Annotated in this window: 1 pseudogene; it reads left to right on the top strand. The window is 60.8% G+C overall.

The window, feature by feature from the left end:
• Positions 1-44: 44 nt before the first annotated feature.
• Positions 45-408 (top strand): annotated as a pseudogene (locus tag FRC96_RS22295) (hypothetical protein); the annotation flags it as partial.

Below are 408 nucleotides of genomic sequence, written 5' to 3'. Positions count from 1 at the left end.
ATAGCGATCAACAACTCGGCCCCGGCCCCACCTCCGAGGGGCGCGTGCAGGTCACGCTGGATGGGGGCATCGACGCTTTCGTGGCCGTGGACGCCGGCGCGGCGCATACCTGTGCGGTGACCGAAAGCGGTAGGAATGGGTGGTGTTGGGGAAATTCGGCCAACGGGCGGTTGAATGGAAGCTCGTCGGGAACGGAAACAGTGCGGGAGGTTGGTGGTGCAGTCTCAGACCTAGATTATCAAACCCTGCTCATTACGGCAGGCGGAGCGCATTCGTGCGCGATTGTTGATCGAGGAACCGAGGACTTTCCTTATTGCTGGGGCAGCACCATCTACGGTCAACTCGGCCATTCAAGTGCCTCCGACGTCAGCTTTGTCTCCAACCTCCCCAACGTCCAGCACATCTCCG

Origin of the sequence: Lujinxingia vulgaris (assembly GCF_007997005.1) — a bacterium.
Classification (GTDB): domain Bacteria; phylum Myxococcota_A; class Bradymonadia; order Bradymonadales; family Bradymonadaceae; genus Lujinxingia.
This window is presented reverse-complemented; position numbering and strand designations above follow the sequence as displayed.